Below are 16,732 nucleotides of genomic sequence, written 5' to 3'. Positions count from 1 at the left end.
CGTCGCGCCCCGGATCGCGGTGCCGGGTAGGTACGCTGGGCTTGAGGGCTTGAGGGCTTGAGGGCTTGAGGGCTTGAGGGCTTGAGGCGGCCGGCGTCGAGTGGCCGAGGCCGAGGAGCCGAGTGGGCCAGGGCCGGGGCAGAGGGTCCGGGAAGGGCGGGTGCGCACCGTGAGACGAGCCGAGATGCGGACCGACGCGTTCCGATCCTGGATGTCCGGCATCATCTCGCTGGCCGTGACGGCGGTCGCCGCGGTCGCGCTGGCCGGCCTCACGGACTTCCGCATCACCGACTCCTGGGACGCGGTCGTGGTCACCTACATCATCTCGTGGCCGGTCTACGGGGGCACCTACGTCCTCTGGAGCCTGTGGGCTTACAGCCGCCTCGGCGGCGACGAGCTCGAGCGTCACTCCCGGCGGGAGCAGAGGACCCGCGGCAGATGGCTCCGGCGGCTGGGCGGCGGCTTCGACACGGCGAACACGACCGTCACGGCGGCGGTCGTCGCGGTGGCGGTGACGCTGGTGATCGCGCAGCGGGAGCAGTTCCGGGCGGAGCCCGTCTACGTCGCGCTGGCGCTGCTGACGGTCGCGACCTCGTGGGTGCTGATGGTCTTCTCCTTCGCGCAGGCCTACCTGCGGTTGGCGCTGCTGTCCTCCGAGCGCCACATCGTCATCCCCTACGCCGAGAGGACGAGGCTCAGCGACTTCGTGGTGCTCGCCGTGTTCATGTCGACGATGGCCGCCACGGTCTCCGCGAGCTTCTCCTCCCGCCGGGCCTGGCGGCTGGGGGCGACCAACGTCATCATCGCCTTCACCTTCAACTCGGTGATCATCGCGATGATGGTCTCGCTCCTGTTCGGGGGGCTCGGGGGCTGAGGGAGGGCGCCCGCGGCGCCGACCGCTGGAGACGGGGCGAGGCGCTGCCGGCCCCCCGTAGAGTGATCTTCCGAGAGCCCCGCCCGGCGGACGGCGGGGGAGTCGCGTCGCCGATGGTCCGCCCAGGGAGGGGAGCCCATGGACGAGGAGCCGATCCGGCGAGCGGAGGCGCTCGCCCGCCGCGCGCACGCCGGCCAGCGGGACCAGGCCGGCGCCGAGTACATCGACCACCCGCGCCGGGTCGCCGGCTACGCGGCGGAGCTGGCGCGGGAGGGAGCGGAGCGCACGGATGCGCAGGTCGTGGGCTGGCTCCACGACGTCGTGGAGGACACCGGGGTGAGCCTCGCCGAGCTGCGCGGGGACTTCCCCGAGAGGATCTGCGCCGCGGTGGACGCGATGACCAAGCGCCCGGGGGAGGCCCCGGAGCGCTACTGCGCCCGGGTGAGCGACGACGCGCTCGCCGCGATCGTCAAGCGGGCGGACCTGCGGGACAACACCGACCCCTCGCGCCTCGCGCGGCTTGACCCCGAGGTGCGGGAGCGACTGGTGGCGAAGTACGCGCGGACGGAGCAGATGCTCGAGCGCGCCGCATCGCGCCCCGGCCCGGCCGCGAGCTCCGGCCCGACCGCGCCCCGCGTGCTGGGCCCCACCATCGACGAGCAGACCCGGTGCGTCCACTACCACCGGGACGTCGACGTCGTCGCCATCCGCTTCGCCTGCTGCGGCGAGTTCTACCCGTGCCACGCGTGCCACGAGGCCGCGGCGGGGCACCGCGCGCGGACCTGGCCCGCGGGAAGCCTCGCGGAGAAGGCGATCCTGTGCGGGGTGTGCCGGTCCGAGCTGGCCGTCTCGGAGTACCTGGGCGCGCCCGCGTGCCCCCGGTGCGGCGCGCGGTTCAACGAGCGCTGCTCGCTGCATCGGCACCTGTACTTCGACGACTGAGCCGCCGTACGGCCGCGGCGCGCCGCCGGCCCGGTCCGCGCCCGCGGGGAGCCGTCGCGTCCGCAGGCGGGGAGAACCGCTGGGCGGGGCCCCTGCGGCTCCCGACGCCGTCCCCAGACGAGGCGATTCGGCCAACCCATAGGCAAGCGTCCACATCCTCCGCCCAAGACCTCGACGAGGACGCTCCACCCTCTCGGCCAACCGACATGCTGACCCCATGCCCATCGAATCGCACCCGCTCAGCAGACCCCTCCATCCTCCGATCCGCGGCGCCGCGAGCTCCGCGACCTCCACCGGGCCGAAGACCCTTCCTCCGAACCGTCCCGAATCCGCGGAGCCGGGTGGCGGGCCGGTCCTGGCGTGGGGCCGTGACCCGGTCTTCCGGCGCACCGTGGCCGACGTCGCCCAGGCGGCGGAGCGCCCCCTGCGCTTCCACGAGTCGGGGGCCCCGCCCCTGTGGGGGCCGCTGGACTCCCTGGTGATCGAGGCCGAATGCGTGCCCGAGCTCCTCGCGCACCTCGGCCGCGAGCCGGGACGGCCCGGACCGGGGCCGGCCGTGGTGGTGGCCGGGCGGGAGCACGGCGCGGACCCGTGGCAGGTCGCGAGCGAGCTCGCGCGGTGGTGGGCCGCGCCCTCCGTCGTCGTGCTGCCGCAGGGACGCGGCTGGCTGGCGGACCGCCTGGCGGCGCGGGAGGAGGCGCCCGCGACCATGCCGCGGATCGGGGTCGTGGGGATCAGCGGCGGCATCGGGACCTCCTCGGTCTGCCTGTGGCTGGCGGATCGCCTCCTCGACCGCGGCGAGCCCGTCGTGGTGGTCGACGCCGTGCCGTCCAGCATCGGCCTGGACTCCTGCGTCTCGCCGACGCCCGCGCCCGGCCTGCGCTGGGCCGAGGTCGCCCGGTTGCCGCGGACTCCGGACCCGGCGGCGCTGCTGCGCTCCCTGCCCGCGGCGCAGGGGCTGCCGATCCTCACGGCCGGGGACGAGTTGCTCCCCGGCGCCCCGGCCCCGGCTTCCGATCTGCCGATCTCCCCCCTCGAACGGGCGTCGTCTCCCGCACCCGACGCCGGCCCACTCCCCGCGTGGGGCGCCGCCGGGCCGGTCGCCCCGTGGGACCTGGCGACCCTCCTCAGCCGGGAGGCCTCCGCGATCGTCGACCTCGGCAGCGCGGCCGAGCTCGCCCCCGCGGGGCCCTCGGAGGGGCGGTGGCTGTCCCGGTGCTCCGCGCTGGTGGTGCTGGTCCCCTTCACGCTGCGCGGCCTCCGCCGCGGCCGGGAGCTGCTGCGGCGCTGGTCGCCCCTGCTGCCGCTGATCCCGGTGGCCGTGGGCCCGCGGTACGTCGACGTCACCGACGCCGACGTCGCGCGTTCCCTGGGGGTCGAGCCGCTCACCGCGATACCGCACGCGCCCTCCGTCTGCGAGGCCTACGAGTGCGGTCGCCTGCTCGAGGCGGGCCCGCGCCGGGGTCCGCGCCGCCCCGGCGGGACAGCACGGCCAGCGTGAGCGCCGCGAGCTCCTCCTCGCTGGGCTCGCCCTTGACGACGGACAAGAGCGGGCGCTGCGCGTCGTTCGGTTCCATGGCTGACTCCTTCACGGGTCCGGGCCTACAGCGGGATGTTGCCGTGCTTCTTGGCCGGCATCGCGGCGCGCTTGTCGTGCAGCGCGCGCAGGGACTTGATGATGTTCACGCGGGTCTCGGAGGGCGCGATGACCGAGTCGATGTAGCCCAGCTCGGCCGCCTGGTACGGGTTGAGCAGCTCCTCCTCGTACTTCTGGATCAGCTCGGCCCGCTTGGCCTCGACGTCCTCGCCCGCCTCGGCCACGGCGGCCAGCTCGCGGCGGTACAGGATGTTGACCGCGCCCTGGGCGCCCATGACGCCGATCTGCGCCGTGGGCCAGGCGAGGTTGACGTCCGCGCCGAGCTTCTTGGAGCCCATCACGATGTACGCCCCGCCGTACGCCTTGCGGGTGATGACGGTGACCAGGGGGACGGTCGCCTCGGCGTACGCGAAGATCAGCTTGGCCCCGCGCCGGATGATCCCGTTGAACTCCTGCTCGGTCCCGGGCAGGAAGCCGGGGACGTCCACGAAGGTGAGGATGGGGACGTTGAAGGCGTCGCAGTGCCGCACGAAGCGGGCGGCCTTCTCCGAGGCGGCGATGTCCAGGGTGCCGGCGAACTGCAGCGGCTGGTTCGCGACGATGCCGACCGTGCGGCCCTCGACCCGGCCGTAGCCGATCATGACGTTCGGCGCGTAGAGGGCCTGCATCTCGAGGAAGTGGCCGTCGTCCACGACCGTCTCGATGACGGCGCGCATGTCGTAGGGCTGGTTGGCAGAATCAGGGATCAGGGTGTCCAGGTCCAGGTCGTCCACCGACATCTGGGGGTCCTGGTCGTGGTCGAGGGTCAGCCCGTCCTGGAGGTTGTTGGAGGGCAGGAACTCCAGCAGCTCGCGCAGGAAGTCGAAGGCGTCCTCCTCGTCCTCCGCGAGGTAGTGGGAGGTGCCGGTGACGGAGTTGTGCGACGTCGCGCCGCCGAGGGTCTCCATGTCCACGTCCTCGCCGGTCACGGTCTTGATGACATCCGGCCCGGTGATGAACATGTGCGAGCTCTTATCGACCATGATCACGTAGTCGGTCAGCGCGGGGGAGTAGGCGGCGCCGCCCGCGCAGGGCCCCATGATCACGGAGATCTGGGGCACGACGCCGGAGGAGCGGACGTTCATCCGGAAGATGTCGGCGAACATCGCCAGCGAGGACACGCCCTCCTGGATCCGGGCCCCGCCGCCGTCGTTGATGCCGATGACCGGGCAGCCGTTGCGCAGCGCGAACTTCTGCACCTTGACGATCTTCTCGCCGTTGGCCTTGGACAGGGACCCGCCGAAGACGGTGAAGTCCTGGGAGTAGATGCCGACCAGGCGCCCGTCCACGGTCCCGTAGCCGGAGACCAGGCCGTCGCCCAGCGGCTTCTTCTTCTGCATGCCGAAGGCGGTGGACTGGTGGGTGGCCAGGGCGTCGAACTCCACGAAGGAGCCCTCGTCCAGGAACATCTCGATCCGCTCGCGGGCGGTGTTCTTCCCGCGGGAGTGCTGGCGGTCCACCGGGGCCTGGCCCGTGGGCAGCCACGAGGACTCGCGCCGGGCGTAGAAGTCCGCGATCTTGCCGGCGGTGGTGGTCAGGTCCGGACCGGGCGCCGCCTGAGCGTCACCTGTTGCAGTGCGGGAGAGTTCTTCGGTCATGACGTCCTCAGTGCGAGATGGCTCGGGATGCGGGGGTCCGGCACGGCGATGTGCCGGAGACAGCGGCTAACCTACTGTACCCAGAACCGGATTCCAACTGCGGATCTCGACGCCGGTCACCGCGCCCCCGGTGACCATGGGATCCGCGTCGAGCAGCTCCTGGACCTCGGCGGGCGACTCGGCCTCGAAGATCAGCAGCGCCCCCGGCGCCTGCTCGTCGGTGAACGGCCCGGAGGCCTTGAGGCAGCCGCGCTCCACCAGCGCGCCGAGGTAGGCCCGGTGCTGGGGGCGGTGCTTGGCCTGCTCCTCGGCCGGTCCGTAGGAGTAGGTCACGGCAAAATGCTGGGGCATCGAAGGGTCCTCGCGCTCGTCGTCGGTCGTGCACCTCTAAACTAGCCCACGGGGAGCCCGCCGCGCGCTGCGCCGCCGCGCCTGTGGGCGACGGCCCGGCGGCAGGCCCGGGCACGCGCGCCCGGCACCGGCGTCGGGCACGACCGCCCGGCACCGGCCCGCGGCGGACGCATCCCGCACCCTCCGCGGCGACCGCCGCGGGCACCACGCGCGGCGCACGCCGCAGGACCCGGGGAAGGACGGAAAGGACGGCCATGCCAGCACCACTCGAGACGGGGCGACTGATCCCGGGGCCGACGCAGGATCCCCGGCTCTCCGGGGCCGCGGTCGAGGTGATCGACAGCCTCACCTCCACCAACGACGAGCTGGTCCGCCGCCTCGCCGAGGGGCCCGAGGGGGCCCCGGGACACCTGCACGCGCTGCTGACCGAGCACCAGACCGCCGGGCGCGGCCGCCGGGACCGCACCTGGACGACGCCGCGCGGCAGCTCCGCGATCGTCTCCTTCGCCGTCCTCCCCGCCCGCGAGGACGCGGCCCGGCCCACGCTGCCCCCCGAGTCCCTGCACTGGCTCACCCTCCTGCTCGCCCTGGCGGTCCGCGGGGCGATCCGCGAGCAGACCGGCCTGCCGGCCGAGCTCAAGTGGCCCAACGACCTGCTCGTCGGGGGGCGCAAGATCGCGGGGATCCTGGCCCGCGCGGCGCACGACGCCGCGGGCCGCCTCGGCGTCGTCGTGGGCGTGGGCGTGAACACCGGCCTGCGGCCCGAGGACCTGCCCTCCGAGGCGGCGACCTCGCTCCTGATCGAGGCCGGCGGGGAGGTCGACCGCACCGAGCTGCTGATCGGCGTCATCGAGCGGTTCAGGCGGCTCGTCGCGGACTTCGAGGCCGCCGGCGGGTCCGTGCTGACCGCGACGCCGGGGGCGCCCGCCCTGCTGGAGACCGTGCGCGGCGCCCTGGACACCCTGGGCCGCCGGGTCCGCGTCCAGCGTTCCGAGGGGCAGCCGGACCTGATCGGGCTCGCCCAGGACGTCGACGCGGACGGCGCCCTCGTGGTGCGCGCCGACGACGGCGAGCTCGTGGCGGTGTCCGTGGGCGACGTCGTGCACCTGCGTCCCGAGTCGGGCACCTGGGGCCCCGGGGCGGGTGCCGAGGGCCCCACCGCGCCCGACGCGGCGTCGCCCGCCCCGCGGGCCGAGACGGAGGGGGGCCGCCCGTGAGGTACCGCGCGCCCCTGATGGCCGGCGAGCAGGTGGTCACCTGCAACCGTGCCCACCCCATGAAGCTGCTGCGGCCGCTCGCGGTGCTGCTGCTCGGCGTCTTCCTCGCCAGCATGCTGCAGGTGCTGGGCTCGCTCTCGGCCGGGTGGTCGGCGGCCGCGCCGATCGTCCTGGTCGCCGCCGTGGTCTACGCCCTGGTCCGCGGGTACCGCTGGGCCGTGACCGGCTACGCGCTGACCAGCCGCCGCGTCGTCATCTTCCGCGGCCTGGGCGGGCGCCTGCCGCTGGCCATCCCGTGGGAGACGGTCGAGGAGGTCAGGGGCCCGCGCGGTCCCTACGCCCGGTGGACGGGGTTCGGCACGGTCCGGGTGCGGGCGCGGGGGCAGAGCTTCGACCTGACCTACCAGAAGGAGCCTGGGCGTTTCGTCCGAATGTGTGATGAATACCGCGGGCGCTACCTCGGCGAACTCCGCGACCCGCGGGCCCCGGTGTAAGCTTCCCAGTGCCAGACGTGTGAGCTGAGGCATGATCGAGCCGCCGGGCGGAGGCCCGCGCGGACGAGGGCGGTCCTGCCGGGAACCCGCGTGGTGATGACGAGTGACGAATGAGGTGGATCGGCCCGTGACGCAGGAGAGCCCCGACGAGCGCCCGGTGTACACGGGGCCCCAGACGAGCCAGCTGAATCTGCACAACCCGGCCCAGCTCAACCTGTACCGGTCGGAGGAAGCCAAGGCGGCGGTGGGGGCCCTGGAGCGCGCGCTGCTCGGGGAGAACCGGTGGATGCGCCGGCGGGAGGCCGCGCAGGAGGCGGAGATCTCGCTGCTCTCCGCCCGGAAGATTTGGCGGGCCCTGGGCATGCCCAACCTCAAGGACGACGACGTCTACTTCACCGAGGCCGACTCCGACGCGCTCGCGACCGTCTCCGAGATGGTCCGCGACGGCTTCGTGACGGAGGACGGCGCCCTGTCGATCGTCCGCTCGGTGGGCCAGATGATGGACCGCATGGTCGCCTGGCAGATCGAGGCGATCGTGGAGGACATGGTCGCGGCCCGGGACATCACCGACGCCCAGGCGCGGCGCCAGCTGCTGAACATGCTCCCGGAGCTGATCGACAACCTCGAGGGCCTGATGCGCTACGGCTACCGGCGCCAGCTCAACGCCGCCGTGGTGCGGCTCGCGCTCAAGGTCGAGAAGCCCTCCGAGGACCCCGACGAGGACCAGGACGCCGACTTCCGCGCCCTGCCGCTGGTCCGCGGCATCGGCTTCGCGGACCTGGTCTCCTACACCTCCCTCTCGCGCCAGATGAGCGAGAAGACCCTGGCGAGCCTCGTCCAGCACTTCGAGCAGCGCTGCGCCGAGGTGATCGCGGTCGGCGGCGGCCGGATCATCAAGACCGTGGGCGACGAGGTCCTGTTCCTCACCGAGTCGCCCGAGGCCGGCGCGCGCATCTCCCTGGCGCTGTCCAAGATCATCCGCGAGGACACCGAGCTGCCGAACGCGCGCGTTGCCTTTGTCTGGGGCAGAATTCTGCCTAGGCTGGGAGATGTTTACGGCCCGACCGTGAATCTCGCCTCGCGCCTGGTGGCGCTGGCCGAGCCCGGCTCCGTCCTGACGGACGCCTCAACCGCCAACGTGCTCGAAGGCGACGAACGGTTCGTGATGTTCCCCCAGGGGACGCGCAACGTGCGTGGTTTCGGGGACGTCCAGCCCGTGTCGGTGACTCAGGGCGTGGGAACCGAACTGGAGATCGACTTCGAATGACCGAATCCGTCGAGCTGGCCACCTGCCTGGGAGCGACCACCCACCGCGGCTGCCACCGGAAGAACAACGAGGACTCCCTGGTCACCTCCGGGAACCTCAGCGTCGTGGCCGACGGCATGGGCGGCCACGAGGCCGGCGAGGTCGCCAGCTCGATCGCGGTCAACACCCTCTCCGCCTCCCCGCTGTTCGCGACCCGCTCCTTCGCCGTCGAGGACTCGACCGAGGAGCCGGAGGAGCAGCGCGGGCTGTTCCGCCGGCGTCGTCGGGCCACCAGCCGGCTCAACGAGCGCATCATGGGCGTCCTGCGCGAGATCAAGGACGTGATCGGCGAGGCCGACGAGAACATCAAGACCGCGGGCAACATGCGCGCGGGCACGACGCTGACCGGTGCGTGGCTGACCCGCATCGGCGAGCAGAACATGTGGATCATCTTCAACGTGGGCGACTCCCGGACCTACCGGCTGCGCCGCGAGGAGGACGCCCCGATCACCGAGAACTCGACCTCGATGTCCCAGAGCGCCCCGCAGGGCGTGGAGCTGGAGCAGGTCACGGTGGACCACTCCGAGGTCCAGTACCTCGTGGACACCGGGCAGATCACGGCCCTGGAGGCGCTGACCCACCCGCGGCGCAACGTGATCACCCGCGCCCTGGGGACCGGGAACTACTGGGAGCCGGACTTCTGGGTCATCCCGGCGCACCCCGGGGACCGCCTCATGATGTGCTCCGACGGGCTGTCCGGCGAGCTGTCCAACGAGTACATGGCGCGCGTGCTCGCCACCGTCGCCCACCCCAAGGACGCCGCGGACGTGCTGCAGGCCGCCGCCATCCGCGCCGGCGGGCGGGACAACATCTCCGTGATCGTGGTCGACGCCGTCCCGGAGGGCTCCTGCCGGAACCACGGCTGCGACGGCGACACCGACGGCGTGCACGAGCAGGCCGCCGAGGAGGGCGTCATCGACCTCGACACCTGGAACGCCAAGGACCTCTCCGACCCCTCGCGCGGCGGCTCCCGCCCCGACGGCCCGCTGGCCCCGGAGGAGACCACCGTCGACGCCGACGGTCGGAGCCCGCAGGCCGCCCCGGGGGAGGCGCAGGACGCCCCGGGCGAGCCCCGGGCCACGCCGGGCGAGCCTCCGGCCGGTGCGCGGGAGGAGCCCCGCGATGGGTCACAATAGGAATCGTGACTAGCGAAGAGAAGCACAGGGCAGAGCAGGCCACCCGGGACGTCGAGCGGGAGATCCCCCGCGAGGAGCTCAAGGAGCGCTACGCCGAGCTCGTCGAGCGCGTGCGCACGGCCCGGACCGCGTACTACGTCGAGGACGCGCCCACGATCTCCGACGCCGAGTACGACGCGATGTACCGGGACCTCGAGCGCCTGGAGGCGGAGAACCCGGAGCTGGTCGCCAACGACTCGCCCACCCAGGAGGTCGGCGGCGAGGTCTCCGTGGCCTTCGCCCCGGTCAAGCACCTGGAGCGGATGTACTCCCTCGAGGACGTCTTCTCCGTGGACGAGCTGCGCGCCTGGCTGCAGCGCGCCGCGGCCTCGATCGAGAACGTCCGCCCCGGCAGCGCGCCGGCCTGGCTGACCGAGCTGAAGATCGACGGCCTGGCCGTGAACCTGCTGTACCGCGACGGCGAGCTGGTCCGCGCCGCGACGCGCGGCGACGGCACCACGGGCGAGGACGTCACGCACAATGTCGCCACGATCGCCCAGATCCCCCAGCGCCTCGCGGGCGAGGGCCACCCGAGCGAGATCGAGGTGCGCGGCGAGGTGTTCATCGCCTCGGCCGACTTCAAGGAGCTCAACGAGGGGCTCGTGGCCGAGGGGAAGGCGCCCTTCGCCAACCCCCGCAACGCCGCGGCTGGGTCGCTGCGCCAGAAGGATCCCCAGGTCACCGCCCGGCGCCGGCTCTCGATGTTCGCCCACGGGATCGGCTCCCGCACGGGCCTGGAGGCCGCCTCGCAGAGCGAGACCTACGACCTGCTGGCCGCGTGGGGCCTGCCGGTGAGCCCCTACACGCGCCTCCTCGGCTCCGAGGACGAGATCCTCGGGCTCATCGCCGAGTACGGCGAGCGGCGCCACGACCTCGTCCACGAGATCGACGGCATCGTGGTCAAGGTCGACGACTTCCGGACCCAGCAGCTGCTGGGCCACACCTCCCGCGTGCCCCGCTGGGCGGTGGCGTACAAGTACCCGCCGGAGGAGGTCAACACGAGGCTGCGCGACATCCTCGTCAGCGTGGGGCGCACCGGACGCGTGACGCCGTTCGGCCTGATGGAGCCGGTCAAGGTCGCCGGCTCCACGGTGGAGATGGCGACGCTGCACAACCAGGACGTGGTCAAGGCCAAGGGCGTGCTGATCGGGGACACCGTGGTGGTCCGCAAGGCGGGCGACGTCATCCCCGAGATCGTGGGGCCGGTGACCGCGCTGCGCGACGGCTCGGAGCGCGAGTTCGTCATGCCCACCCACTGCCCCTCCTGCGGCACGGAGCTCGCGCCGGCCAAGGAGGACGACGTCGACATCCGCTGCCCCAACTCCCGCTCCTGCCCGGCGCAGCTCTGGCAGACGCTGACGCACACCGCGGGGCGCGGGGCCTTCGACATCGAGGCGCTCGGCGAGGAGGGCGCGCGGGCGCTGACCCAGCCGGCCGAGCCCGAGGCGCCGCCGCTGACGGGCCTGGCGGGCCTGTTCGACCTGACCCCGGAGGACCTGGCGGACGTCAGGATCGAACGGGCCAAGCGGGGGAAGGGCGCGCAGCCGGGGGAGACCGAGCTCGTCCCGTACTTCTACACGCGGGGAACGCCGAAGAAGCCGTCCGTGCCGACCAAGAACACCGGGACGTTCTTCGAGCAGCTGGAGAAGGCGAAGGACACGCCGCTGTGGCGCGTGCTCGTGGCCCTGTCCATCCGGCACGTGGGCCCCACGGCCGCGCGGGCGCTCGCGACCGAGTTCGGCACGATGGAGGGCATCCGGGAGGCGAGCGAGGAGCGGCTGGCGGACACCGACGGCGTCGGGCCCACCATCGCCGCGGCCGTGACGGAGTGGTTCGCCGAGCCGTGGCACCGGGAGATCGTGGACCGCTGGGCGGCCGCCGGGGTGCGGATGGAGGACGAGCGGGACGCCTCGATCCCGCGCGTCCTGGCGGGCCTGACCGTGGTGGTGACGGGCACGCTCGAGGACTACACGCGGGACTCTGCCAAGGAGGCCATCATCCTCCGGGGCGGGAAGGCCTCGGGGTCCGTGTCCAAGAACACCGACTTCCTGGTGGCCGGCGAGAACGCGGGCAGCAAGCTGGACAAGGCCGAGCAGCTGAAGATCACCATCCTGGACAACGACGGCTTCACGCGGTTGCTGAACGAGGGCCCCGCCGCCGTTTCACCTAGTCAAGAGCAAGATGAAAAATAAGTCGTTCGACTTGACAGCGTTATCGTTCTGTGATCTTAAGCATAGACGAGGGGGTTGACCCCCTATCCGCAGGGCCCATAGTCTGGCACTCGTGCCCATCGAGCTCCACGGATGCCCATTCGTGACGCGGGCCGAAAAAAGTTGAGGATCAGGCAAAAATCTGGTTGCCAACTCCAAAAACGTTATTGTATCGTTATCAACGTCCGAGGCCCCCAGAGGCCCGGACGTCACCGCGCGGAAGTGCGCGGACTACATGCTAGGTGCTGCCGTAACACCGGACGTCGTCTACAGGGCAGACACCTGAAGTACACCCCCCAATACATCTAGGGGTAGACGACGGCGCGCGGAAGCCCAGGGATGGGTGGAGCGTAGGTGGCCCGAGGAGCATCGTGAACACTACTTCCAACATCCGTCGTCACGCCCGCCGCGGTGCCGCCGCCCTCGTCATCGGTGGTGCGGCCGCAGCCGCCCTGTCGATGCCGGCCAACGCCGCCACCGAGGCCGAGTGGGACGCCGTCGCTCAGTGCGAGTCCGGCGGCGACTGGGGCATCAACACCGGCAACGGCTTCTCCGGCGGTCTGCAGTTCACCCCGAGCACCTGGGCCGGCTTCGGCGGCCAGGGCAGCCCCGAGAACGCCTCCAAGTCCGAGCAGATCCAGGTCGCCGAGCGCGTGCTCGCCGGCCAGGGCAAGGGCGCCTGGCCCTCCTGCGGCGTCGGCCTGAGCGGCGCGAGCGCCTCCGCCAACGAGGCTCCCGCCCAGACCCCGGCCCCGGCCAAGGCCGAGACCGTCGCCCCGCAGTCCTCCAACGTGGAGACCTACGAGGCCCCGGCTCAGGCCGAGGCCCCCGCCCAGGCTCCGGTCCAGGCCGAGGCTCCCGTCCAGGCCGAGGCCCCCGCTGCCCCGGTCCAGCAGTCCTACGAGGCCGCCGCCCCGGTCGCCGAGGCCCCCGCCGCCCCGGTCCAGGCCTCCGCCGGTGAGCACACCGTCGCCGCCGGTGAGACCCTCTCCTCGATCGCCGCCCAGCACGGCGTCTCCTGGGAGTCCCTCGCCTCGGCCAACGGCTCCGTGGTCTCCGACCCCAACCTGATCTTCCCGGGCCAGGTCCTGGAGATCCCCGCCGCGTAAGTGGCTGATCCCCGGGCCTCGCACGCCGAGCCCGCGTGATCTCCGTCGCACCCCGTCCTGTTCGCAGGGCGGGGTGCGACGCCGTTAACGGCCGTTTCCGCGGCCGGGCCGTCCACACCCCCGATGCGGCCCCCGCGCACCCCGTGACTAGACTGGGCGGAGGGTCCCGGCCGCCCTCGATCGCGCCGCCGGGCCGCCGTAGACCACCAACCGAGCAGGAGTACTCATGTCTGCCATCAGCCGTGACCAGGTCGCGCACCTCGCGAACCTGGCGCGCATCGAGATGAACGACCGGGAGCTGGACCACATGGCCGCGGAGCTCGACGTGATCGTCGAGGCCGTGCGCTCGGTCTCCGAGGCGCCCATCCAGGACGTCCCGCCCACCTCGCACCCGATCGCCATGTCCAACGTGCTGCGCGACGACGTCGTGGAGGACGGCCTCACCAGCGAGGAGGCCCTCCTGAACGCTCCCGACGCCGAGGACGGGCAGTTCAAGGTCCCGGCCATCCTGAACGAAGACTAAGAGGAGCAGATGACCGTGAGTCGCACCGAACTCGTCCAGCTGTCCGCCGCCGCGGCGGCCGCGAAGCTCGCCGCGGGAGAGGTCTCCTCCGAGGAGCTGACCCGCGCCCACCTCGAGCACATCGCGGCGACCGACGGCGACGCCGTCGACCCCGCCGACCGCTCGCGCGGGAAGACCGGCCTCAACGCCTTCCTGCACGTCGCCGAGGAGGAGGCCCTGGCCACCGCGCGCGGCGTCGACGCCTCCCGCGCCGCCGGCGACGAGCTGCACCCGCTGGCCGGCGTCCCGATCGCCGTCAAGGACAACATCGTCACCCGGGGGATGCCGACGACGGCCGCCTCCCGCATGCTCGAGGGCTGGCTGAGCCCCTACGACGCGACCGTGATCGCCAAGGTCCGCGAGGCCCGCATGCCGATCCTCGGCAAGACCAACCTCGACGAGTTCGCGATGGGCTCCTCCACGGAGCACTCGGCCTTCGGGGTCTCGCGCAACCCGTGGGACCTGGACCGGATCCCCGGCGGCTCGGGCGGCGGCTCGGCCGCGGCCGTGGCCGCGTTCCAGGCGCCCCTGGCGCTCGGCAGCGACACCGGCGGCTCGATCCGCCAGCCCGCGTCCGTGACGGGCTCGGTCGGCGTCCACCCGACCTACGGCTCCGTCTCCCGCTACGGCGCGATCGCGATGGCCTCCTCGCTGGACCAGATCGGCCCGCACGCCCGCACGGTGCGCGACGCCGCGCTGCTGCACGAGGTCCTGGGCGGCCACGACCCCCGCGACGCGACCTCGCTCAAGGACCCCGTGGGCCCGTACGCCGCCGAGGCGGCCGCCGGCGCGGCCGAGGGCGGGCTGCGCGGCCTGCGGGTCGGCGTCGTGCAGGAGCTTCTGCACGCCGAGGGCCTGCAGGACGGCGTCTCCCAGCGCTTCCGCGAGTCGCTCGAGGCGCTGCGCGCCGCCGGCGCCGAGATCGTGGAGGTCTCGCTGCCCCACCTCAAGTACTCGCTGGGCGCGTACTACCTCATCATGTCCTCCGAGGTCTCCTCCAACCTGGCCAAGTACGACGGCGTCCGCTTCGGCGCCCGCACGCTGCCCGAGGACGGCCCGGTCACGATCGAGCGCGTCATGGCGGCCACGCGCGCCGCCGGGTTCAACCCCGAGGCCAAGCGCCGCATCATCCTGGGCACCTACGCGCTCTCGGCCGGCTACTACGACCAGTACTACGGCGCGGCGCAGAAGGTCCGCACCCTGGTGATGCGGGACTTCGAGCAGGCCTTCGGCCAGGTCGACGTCCTCGTCTCCCCGACCTCGCCCACCACGGCGTTCCGGGCGGGGGAGAAGGTCGACGACCCGCTGGCCATGTACCTCAACGACATCGCCACGATCCCGATCAACCTGGCCGGCGTCCCGGCGATCTCCGTCCCCGGCGGCCTGGCCCCGGAGAACGGCCTGCCGGTGGGCATCCAGTTCGTGGCCCCCGTCCGCGAGGATGCCCGGCTCTACCGCGCCGCCGCGGGCCTCGAGGCCGCGCTCGAGGCGCAGTGGGGCGGCCCGCTGCTGGGCCGCCTGCCCGCCACCGAGACCCTGATCTCCGCACGCACCGAAGGAGCCGCCAAATGAGCGACGCGACCCTGTCCTTCGACGAGGCCCTCGCCAAGTACGACCCCGTGCTGGGCTTCGAGGTGCACGTCGAGCTGAACACCAAGACCAAGATGTTCGACGCCGCCCCCAACGCGTTCGGCGACGAGCCCAACGCCAACACCACGCCCGTGTCCCTGGGCCTGCCCGGGGTCCTGCCGATGGTCAACCGCACCGCGGTCGAGTCCGCGATCAAGCTGGGGCTCGCCCTGGGCTGCGAGATCGCGCCGGTCAGCGAGTTCTCCCGGAAGAACTACTTCTACCCGGACACTCCGAAGAACTTCCAGACCTCGCAGTACGACAAGCCGATCGCGGAGAACGGCTCGATCGACATCGAGCTCGAGGACGGCACCGTCTTCACCGTGGACATCGAGCGCGCCCACATGGAGGAGGACGCCGGCAAGCTCAACCACAAGGGAGGGGCCGGGCGCATCCAGGGCGCCGCCTACTCGCTCGTGGACTACAACCGCGCGGGCGTGCCGCTGATCGAGATCGTGACCCGGCCCATCCGCGGGGCGGGGGAGCGGGCCCCGGAGCTCGCGCGCGCCTACGTCGCCGCGATCCGGGAGATCGTCAAGAACCTCGGCATCTCGGACGCTCGCATGGAGCGCGGCAACGTCCGCTGCGACGCCAACGTCTCGCTCATGCCCAAGGGCACGGACGCGCTGGGCACCCGCACCGAGACCAAGAACGTGAACTCGATGCGCTCGGTCGAGCGCGCCGTGCGCTTCGAGATCTGCCGCCACGCGGCCGTCCTGGACTCCGGGGCGAAGATCGTCCAGGAGACCCGGCACTGGCACGAGGACACCCGCGAGACCACCTCCGGGCGGCCGAAGTCCGACGCCGACGACTACCGCTACTTCCCCGAGCCGGACCTCGTGCCGGTGGTGACCGACGCGGAGTGGATCGAGCGGCTGCGCGCCGAGCTGCCGGAGCCCCCGGCCGAGCGGCGTCGGCGGCTCAAGGCCGAGTGGGGCTACTCCGACGAGGAGTTCCGCGACGTCGTCAACGCCGGGGTCATGGACCAGATCGAGGAGACCATCGCCTCGGGGGCCTCGGCCGCCGTGGCGCGCAAGTGGTGGATGGGCGAGATCTCCCGCCTGGCCAAGCAGCGCGAGGTCGAGCCGGGCGAGCTGGGCATCTCCCCGGTCACCGTCGTGGAGCTGAACCAGCTGATCGAGAAGGGCGAGATCAACGACAAGATCGCCCGCAAGGTCCTGGAGCACGTGCTCGAGGGCGAGGGCACCCCGGCCGAGATCGTGGAGCAGCGCGGGCTCGCGGTGGTCTCCGACGAGGGCGCGCTCTCGACCGCCGTCGACGAGGCGCTGGCCGCGATGCCCGACGTCGCGGAGAAGATCCGCGGGGGCAAGGTCCAGGCCGCCGGCGCCGTCGTCGGGCAGGTCATGAAGGCCACGCGCGGGCAGGCCGACGCCGGTCGCGTACGCGAGCTGATCCTGCAGAAGCTGGGCGTGGAGGGCTAGCCCTCCCGCCGGGCGCGACGCGCGACGGCCCGGACGCTCCCGGGGGCTGCATGGCTCCCGGGAGGGTCCGGGCCGTTCGTCGTCGGGAGCCGGATCCTGGCCCCGGCTGGATCAGCCGGATCCGGGCCCGGGCCGGGGCCGCGTCCCGGGCGGCGGGTTCCCGACTGACCGGATCCGGGCGGCCCTC

The 16,732-nt window shown here is 72.5% G+C and carries 14 protein-coding genes; 11 read left to right on the top strand and 3 right to left on the bottom strand.

Features of this window, described 5'->3' with window-relative positions; translation table 11 throughout:
- The first annotated feature begins 211 nt into the window (after positions 1-211).
- Complete coding sequence (locus NBM05_RS03500; RefSeq protein ID WP_254165142.1) at positions 212-874, top strand: DUF1345 domain-containing protein; 663 nt, start codon at positions 212-214, stop codon at positions 872-874.
- 138 nt (positions 875-1,012) lie between these two features.
- Complete coding sequence (locus NBM05_RS15570; protein WP_309248104.1) at positions 1,013-1,816, top strand: CHY zinc finger protein; 804 nt, start codon at positions 1,013-1,015, stop codon at positions 1,814-1,816.
- A 1,385-nt stretch (positions 1,817-3,201) separates the two neighbouring features.
- Here the strand turns inward: NBM05_RS15570 and NBM05_RS03485 are convergent.
- The 3 genes from NBM05_RS03485 to NBM05_RS03475 all read right to left on the bottom strand — a co-directional run bounded on the left by NBM05_RS03485 (position 3,202) and on the right by NBM05_RS03475 (position 5,401).
- Entirely contained in the window at positions 3,202-3,393 is a 192-nt protein-coding gene (locus tag NBM05_RS03485; protein WP_254165141.1) for an acyl-CoA carboxylase subunit epsilon, read from the bottom strand.
- Between the two features lie 25 nt (positions 3,394-3,418).
- Positions 3,419-5,050 (bottom strand): acyl-CoA carboxylase subunit beta, encoded by a 1,632-nt coding sequence (locus tag NBM05_RS03480; RefSeq protein WP_254165140.1) that lies wholly within the window; start codon positions 5,048-5,050, stop codon positions 3,419-3,421.
- 66 nt (positions 5,051-5,116) lie between these two features.
- A complete protein-coding gene (locus tag NBM05_RS03475; RefSeq protein ID WP_254165139.1) occupies positions 5,117-5,401 on the bottom strand; it encodes a YciI family protein in 285 nt (94 codons plus the stop codon).
- A gap of 254 nt (positions 5,402-5,655) precedes the next feature.
- Here NBM05_RS03475 and NBM05_RS03470 point away from each other — a divergent pair, with 254 nt between their 5' ends.
- From NBM05_RS03470 to gatB, 9 genes are all read left to right on the top strand, one after another.
- Complete coding sequence (locus NBM05_RS03470) at positions 5,656-6,618, top strand: biotin--[acetyl-CoA-carboxylase] ligase (RefSeq protein WP_254165138.1); 963 nt, start codon at positions 5,656-5,658, stop codon at positions 6,616-6,618.
- A complete protein-coding gene (locus NBM05_RS03465) occupies positions 6,615-7,112 on the top strand; it encodes a PH domain-containing protein (RefSeq protein WP_254165137.1) in 498 nt (165 codons plus the stop codon). Before NBM05_RS03470 ends, NBM05_RS03465 begins: the two co-directional genes overlap by 4 nt.
- A 127-nt stretch (positions 7,113-7,239) precedes the next feature.
- Positions 7,240-8,379, top strand: a complete 1,140-nt coding sequence (locus NBM05_RS03460; RefSeq protein ID WP_254165135.1) for an adenylate/guanylate cyclase domain-containing protein — start codon at positions 7,240-7,242, stop codon at positions 8,377-8,379.
- On the top strand, positions 8,376-9,554 hold the full coding sequence (locus NBM05_RS03455; protein ID WP_309248103.1) for a PP2C family protein-serine/threonine phosphatase: 1,179 nt from the start codon (positions 8,376-8,378) through the stop codon (positions 9,552-9,554). The genes NBM05_RS03460 and NBM05_RS03455 overlap by 4 nt, the downstream gene beginning before the upstream one ends.
- Before the next feature lie 2 nt (positions 9,555-9,556).
- Positions 9,557-11,785: an NAD-dependent DNA ligase LigA gene (gene ligA, locus NBM05_RS03450; RefSeq protein ID WP_373689274.1), complete on the top strand. Its 2,229-nt coding sequence runs from the start codon at positions 9,557-9,559 to the stop codon at positions 11,783-11,785.
- A gap of 389 nt (positions 11,786-12,174) precedes the next feature.
- A complete protein-coding gene (locus tag NBM05_RS03445; protein ID WP_373689271.1) occupies positions 12,175-12,912 on the top strand; it encodes a transglycosylase family protein in 738 nt (245 codons plus the stop codon).
- A 226-nt stretch (positions 12,913-13,138) separates the two neighbouring features.
- Positions 13,139-13,435 (top strand): Asp-tRNA(Asn)/Glu-tRNA(Gln) amidotransferase subunit GatC, encoded by a 297-nt coding sequence (gatC, locus tag NBM05_RS03440; RefSeq protein ID WP_254165133.1) that lies wholly within the window; start codon positions 13,139-13,141, stop codon positions 13,433-13,435.
- Positions 13,436-13,444: 9 nt separating this feature from the next.
- A complete protein-coding gene (gatA, locus tag NBM05_RS03435) occupies positions 13,445-15,046 on the top strand; it encodes an Asp-tRNA(Asn)/Glu-tRNA(Gln) amidotransferase subunit GatA (RefSeq protein WP_254165132.1) in 1,602 nt (533 codons plus the stop codon).
- The gene (gatB, locus tag NBM05_RS03430) at positions 15,043-16,545 is read left to right on the top strand and encodes an Asp-tRNA(Asn)/Glu-tRNA(Gln) amidotransferase subunit GatB (RefSeq protein ID WP_254165131.1); all 1,503 of its coding nucleotides are present in this window, start codon (positions 15,043-15,045) and stop codon (positions 16,543-16,545) included. The genes gatA and gatB overlap by 4 nt, the downstream gene beginning before the upstream one ends.
- Positions 16,546-16,732 lie beyond the last annotated feature (187 nt).

Source organism: Rothia santali (assembly GCF_024199905.1).
GTDB classification, from domain to species: domain Bacteria; phylum Actinomycetota; class Actinomycetes; order Actinomycetales; family Micrococcaceae; genus Rothia; species Rothia santali.
This window is presented reverse-complemented; position numbering and strand designations above follow the sequence as displayed.